We start from the raw sequence: 4,423 nt of genomic DNA, 5'->3' as shown, positions 1-4,423 counted from the left end.
GGGCTGACGCGCCCGCCGTCGGGCCGGCCGCACCGGACCCGCGGCGCGCGAATGGAATCATGGATGCCATGCCCGACGCCCCGCCCAGTGCGAAGCTCCTGCGACGACGGCGGCAGTACCTGGCCGACGAACGTGCCGAGGCTGCCGTCTACCGCGACCTCGCCGGCCGCCGCACGGGCGAGGAACGCGCCATCCTGCTCGCCCTGGCCCACGCCGAGGGGCGGCACGAGGCGCACTGGCTCGCCCTGCTCGGTGACGACGTCGGGCGCGTGCCGCACGGCGACTTCCGCACCCGCATCCTCGGTCTGCTCGCCCGCAGGTTCGGGTCGGTGTTCGTGCTCGCGCTCGCGCAGCGCGCGGAGGCCCGCTCCGGCTACGCGACCGACGACGACGCGACTGCCGCGATGGCGGCGGACGAGCAGATCCACGAGGAGGTCGTGCGAGCCCTCGCCACCCGCGGCCGACTGCGCATCTCCGGGACCTTCCGGGCCGCCGTCTTCGGTGCGAACGACGGGTTGGTGAGCAACCTCGCGCTCATCCTGGGCATCGGCGCGACCGGTGTGGCGCACCAGACGGTGCTGCTCACCGGGTTCGCGGGCCTGCTCGCGGGCGCGATGTCGATGGCCGCGGGCGAGTACGTCTCGGTGCGCTCGCAGCGAGAGCTGCTCGAGGCATCGGCGCCGAGCCCGGACACCCGCACGGCCGTCCTGTACCTGGACGTCGACGCCAACGAGCTCGAGCTGGTCTACCGGGCGCGCGGAATGGGCGAGGAGGACGCCGCGGCCCGCGCGCGCGAGGTGCTGCAGGCGGCCCTCGGGGACCCGGCCGACCGCGCGACTGGCCCGTTGCTGCCGAACGGCGCGGACCTGCCACTCGACAACGCCCTGGCCGACGGCGGCCCGACCGGTGACGAGCGGCCCGACGAGCACGAGTCCGTCGGCACCGCCGTCGGCGCCGCGGCGTCGAGCTTCTGCTTCTTCGCCTCGGGCGCGCTCGTCCCGATCCTGCCGTACCTGTTCGGCCTGGAGGGCCTGCCCGCCGTGCTGGTCGCCGCCGCGCTCGTCGGTCTGGCGCTGCTCGGGACCGGCGCGACGGTGGGCGTGCTGTCCGGTGGCCCGCCGGTGCGCCGGGCGCTGCGCCAGCTGGCGATCGGCTTCAGCGCCGCCGGCGTCACGTACGGCCTGGGCCTGCTCTTCGGCGCAACCGTCGGCTAGCGGTTCTTGCCGCGAGATGCGAGTTGTTGTCCTCGCTCAGGCGCGATCCGCACGACAACGACTCGCAATCTCGCGCTTGAAACTGACCTGCTGGGAGGTCCCCGGGGTCGGCGCGCGGACGCTCCGAGCGCGGTTGAAAGGTCCGCGCCGCCTTCGGGCCTACGCTCGATGCACGCGGGAAGGGCTCGCGTAGCGAGGAGTTGACCATGCAGGGCAAGGCAGCAGCATTCATCGTCGGAGCCGGCCTGGGGTTCGCCCTGGCCACCCGCGCCGGGCGTGAGCAGCTCGACAAGGTCAAGGTCCTGGCGCAGGACGCCTGGGCCGACCCACGGGTCCAGTCGCAGGTCACCGACATCTCGACGAAGGTCACCTACTTCGCCAAGACCGAGGGATCCGCGCTCAAGGACCGGGTCACCGACTTCGCGAAGACCGAAGGAATCCCGATCAAGGACAGGTTCACCGACACCGTGAGGTCGGTCGTGGGCTCCGTCAAGGGCGCCGTCAGCGACGCCGCCTGAGCGGTTCTCTCCCGCACGACGGCGCCGCGACGCGTCCCTGACGGGCCAGCGCCCGGCGGCCCTCAGGGGCGCGGCACGTTGCGCAGGTTTGAGCGAGCCATCGACATGACCTCGCCCATCCCGCCGCCGAGGATCTCCTTGCTCATCGCGGTCGTGAACCCGGCGACCTGCTTGCGCGTGATCTTCGGCGGCAGCGCCAGGGCGCGCGGGTCGGTGACCAGGTCGACGAGCGCCGGTCCCGGGTGCGCGAACGCGTCGCGGAGCGCCGCCCGGATGTCGGTCGGCTGCTCGACCCGCACCGCGTGGATGCCGACGGCGCGGGCCACGGCCGCGTAGTCGATGCTCGGGGAGTCGGTCCCGAAGCTGGGCAGGCCCTCGACGAGCATCTCCAGGCGCACCATGCCGAGCGTCGCGTTGTCGAACAGCACGATCTTGACCGGAAGCTCGAGGGCCTTGAGCGTCACGAGCTCGCCGAGCAGCATCGACAGCCCGCCGTCGCCGGCCATCGCGATGACCTGGCGTCCGGGGTGGGACAGCGCCGCGCCGATCGCGTGCGGGACGGCGTTCGCCATCGAGCCGTGCAGGAACGAGCCGATCACGCGCCGGCGCCCGTTGGGCGTGATGTATCGCGCGGCCCAGACGTTGCACATGCCGGTGTCGACCGTGAAGACGGCGTCCTCGGCGGCCTCCTCGTCGAGGGTCACCGCGGCGTACTCCGGGTGGATCGGCGTCTGGTGCTCGACGTCCTTGGTGTACGCGCCGACGACGCCGGACATCGCCTTCTTGTGCTTGCTCACCATCGCGTTGAGGAAGCGCCGGCTCTTGTTGCGCTTGACGAGCGGGAGCAGCGCGCGCACCGTCTCCCCGACGTCACCGAGCACGGCGAGGTCCATCCGTGTTCGCCGCCCGAGCCGGGTCGGGGAGATGTCCACCTGCGCGGTGCGCACCCCGGCGGGCAGGAACTGGTCGTACGGGAAGTCGGTGCCGAGCAGGATCAGCAGGTCCGCGCCCTCGAGCGCGGCCTGGCACGCGCCGTACCCGAGCAGGCCGCTCATCCCGACGTCGAACGGGTTGTCGTACTGGATGTGCTCCTTGCCGCGCAGGCTGTGCCCGATCGGTGCGCCGAGCTTGTCGGCAAGAGCGATCACGTCGTCGTGCGCGGCCGCGGTGCCAGCCCCCGCGAAGATCGTGACGGTCTTCGCGGCCTCGATCGCGTCGGCGAGGGCGCGGACGTCCTGCTCCGCGGGGATGACGCGGGGGGCGTTCGGGCGGGTGAGGATGTCGATCGCGGCCTCGGGGACGTCGAGCTCCGCGACGTCGCCCGGGAGGGTGAGGACCGCGACGCCAGGCGCACCATAGGCGTGGTGGATCGCGCTGCGGATCACGCGCGGCGCCTGGTCGGCGCTCGAGATCATCTCGGAGTACACCGAGCACTCGGTGAACAGCCGGTCGGGGTGCGTCTCCTGGAAGTATCCGGTGCCGATCTGCGAGCTCGGGATGTGCGAGGCGATCGCGAGCACCGGCACGCGTGAGCGGTTCGCGTCGTACAGGCCGTTGATGAGGTGCAGGTTGCCCGGCCCGCAGGACCCGGCGCACACGGCGAGCCTTCCCGTGAGCTCGGCCTCGGCGGCCGCGGCGAACGCGCCGGCCTCCTCGTGGCGGACCTGCACCCACTCGATACCCTCGGTACGCCGGACGGCGTCGACCACGGGGTTGAGACTGTCGCCCACGATCCCGTAGACGTGTTTCACGCCGGCGGCAACGAGCTGGTCAACGAGCTGGTCGGCAACGGAACGGGCGCGGGCCATGACGGCTCCTGAAAGTGGACGACGGGATGCTTTCATTGTGGGCCCGAAGGCCTACTCGGACCCGGCGAGGAGCCCCTAAGGTCCTGCCTCGTTCGTCACCGTCGTGGGTCACGCTCGTGGATCACTGTCGTGGGTCACGCTCGTGGGTCACAGCCTCTGGATCACACCTCGTGGGTCACGACTCGTCGCGTGCCGGCTCCGAGACGTCGTCGTCCCTGGTCGCGGCCGGGCCGTCGTCGGGCAGGCCGCTGTCCGCGCGCAGGGTGCCCAGCGCGGCGAGGGTCGCCACGACGGCGAACCCGGCGGCGACCGCGACCACGGTGAAACCGCCGTGGGAACCGGCCCGGTCGATCATGACGCCCGCGATCGACGACCCGAACGACACCCCGACACCGAGCGCCGTGCCGACCCAGGTCAGGCCCTCGGTGAGCCGGCTCGCCGGCACGCAGTGCTGGACCAGGCCGTTGCCGTTGATCAGGCTGGGCGCGATCGCGAACCCCGTCACGAACATCACCAGGGCGAGCGCGGGGATGCTGGTGGCCAGGAAGAACAGCGAGACGCCAACGGCGAGCGCGACCACGCCGATCGCGAACCGTCTCGGAAGCGGCATGACCCAGTGCCGCGCGCCGTAGCCGAGGCCGGAGATCATCGAGCCGGCCGCGAACGCCGCGAGCACGAACCCCGCCGCGGCCTTCGAGCCGTGCTCCTGCGCGAACGCCACCGTCGCCACGTCGGTCGCGCCGAAGATCGCGCCCATAACGACGAACACCGCGGCGAGCACCGGCATGCCCGGTGTGCGCATGACGCTGCGGGTGCGCAGCAGGCTGCTCGCGCGCGCGAGCCGACCGGCCGGTGCGGGCCCGCCGGCCCCGCCGGCCCCGCC

At 72.3% G+C, this 4,423-nt stretch carries 4 protein-coding genes; 2 read left to right on the top strand and 2 right to left on the bottom strand.

Annotated features, from left to right (window positions below; translation table 11 throughout):
- Positions 1-59: 59 nt before the first annotated feature.
- Entirely contained in the window at positions 60-1,214 is a 1,155-nt protein-coding gene (locus tag VIM26_RS19750) for a VIT1/CCC1 family protein (protein ID WP_331954416.1), read from the top strand.
- Between the two features lie 206 nt (positions 1,215-1,420).
- Positions 1,421-1,732, top strand: coding sequence for a hypothetical protein (locus tag VIM26_RS19745; RefSeq protein ID WP_331954414.1), 312 nt, complete (start codon positions 1,421-1,423; stop codon positions 1,730-1,732).
- A 62-nt stretch (positions 1,733-1,794) separates the two neighbouring features.
- Here VIM26_RS19745 and VIM26_RS19740 read toward each other — a convergent pair whose 3' ends face one another.
- On the bottom strand, positions 1,795-3,540 hold the full coding sequence (locus VIM26_RS19740) for a pyruvate dehydrogenase (protein ID WP_331954412.1): 1,746 nt from the start codon (positions 3,538-3,540) through the stop codon (positions 1,795-1,797).
- A gap of 175 nt (positions 3,541-3,715) precedes the next feature.
- Positions 3,716-4,423, bottom strand: a 708-nt coding sequence (locus VIM26_RS19735) for an MFS transporter (RefSeq protein ID WP_331954410.1), incomplete at its 5' end; no start/stop codon positions are given.

It is taken from the genome of Pengzhenrongella sp. (assembly GCF_036565025.1).
In the GTDB taxonomy this organism is placed as follows: domain Bacteria; phylum Actinomycetota; class Actinomycetes; order Actinomycetales; family Cellulomonadaceae; genus Pengzhenrongella.
Note: the sequence above shows the minus strand (reverse complement) of the source record. Positions and strands in the feature narration are given on the sequence as shown.

Coding starts and splice junctions, on each gene's coding strand:
- VIM26_RS19750 (WP_331954416.1), top strand. CDS start 60: ATGGATGCCATGCCCGACGCCCCGCCCAGTGCGAAGCTCCTGCGACGA.
- VIM26_RS19740 (WP_331954412.1), bottom strand. CDS start 3,540: ATGGCCCGCGCCCGTTCCGTTGCCGACCAGCTCGTTGACCAGCTCGTT.
- VIM26_RS19745 (WP_331954414.1), top strand. CDS start 1,421: ATGCAGGGCAAGGCAGCAGCATTCATCGTCGGAGCCGGCCTGGGGTTC.